The 796-nt window shown below is 71.0% G+C and carries 1 protein-coding gene; it reads right to left on the reverse strand.

The window, feature by feature from the left end; genetic code table 11:
* On the reverse strand, positions 1 to 796 hold a 796-nt coding region (locus tag QSK22_RS33260), incomplete at both ends, for an IS256 family transposase (protein WP_285498474.1).

Genomic DNA, 796 nt, shown 5'->3' on the forward strand with positions numbered 1-796 from the left:
ACGGCGCCGACGAGGCGGAGGATCGCGGTGCGGTCGGGGAAGATCCCGACCACGTCGGTGCGCCGCCGGATCTCCTTGTTCAGCCGCTCCTGCGGGTTGTTCGACCAGATCTGCCGCCAGATCTGGCGAGGGAAAGCGGTGAAGGCCAGCAGATCGGGTTCCGCCTCGGCCAGGTGCTCGGCGGCGTCGGGGTGCTTGGCCTCCAGCGATTCCACCACGCGGGCGTGCTGGGCGTGCACCTCCTCGGCGGCGGGCTGGTCGAAGATCGTGCGCACCAGCGTCGCCACCCACGGCTGAGCCGACTTGGGCACCTTGGTCAGCAGGTTGCGCAGGTAGTGGGTGCGGCACCGCTGCCAGCCCGCCCCCGGCAGCGTCGCCCCCACCGCCTCCACCAGCCCGGCGTGGGCGTCGGAGACCACCAGCTGGACGCCGGACAGGCCGCGGGCGACCAGCCCGCGCAGGAACGCGAGCCATCCGGCGCCGTCCTCGGCCGAGACCACCTCGACCCCCAGGATCTCGCGGTGCCCGTCGGCGTTCACACCGGTCGCCACCAGCACGTGCACGTTCACGATCCGGCCGCCCTCACGCACCTTCTGCGTCAACGCGTCCAGCCACACGAACGCATACGGACCGCCCTCCAGCGGCCGGTTGCGGAACGCCGCCACCTGTTCGTCCAGCACCTTCGACATCTCCGACACCTGGCTCTTGGAGATGCCCTGGATGCCCATCTGCTCCACCAGCCTGTCCACCCGCCGCGTCGACACCCCCAGCAGATACGAGGTGGCCACCACGCTGA

Source organism: Actinomadura sp. NBRC 104425 (genome assembly GCF_030269545.1).
Lineage (GTDB): Bacteria > Actinomycetota > Actinomycetes > Streptosporangiales > Streptosporangiaceae > Spirillospora > Spirillospora keratinilytica.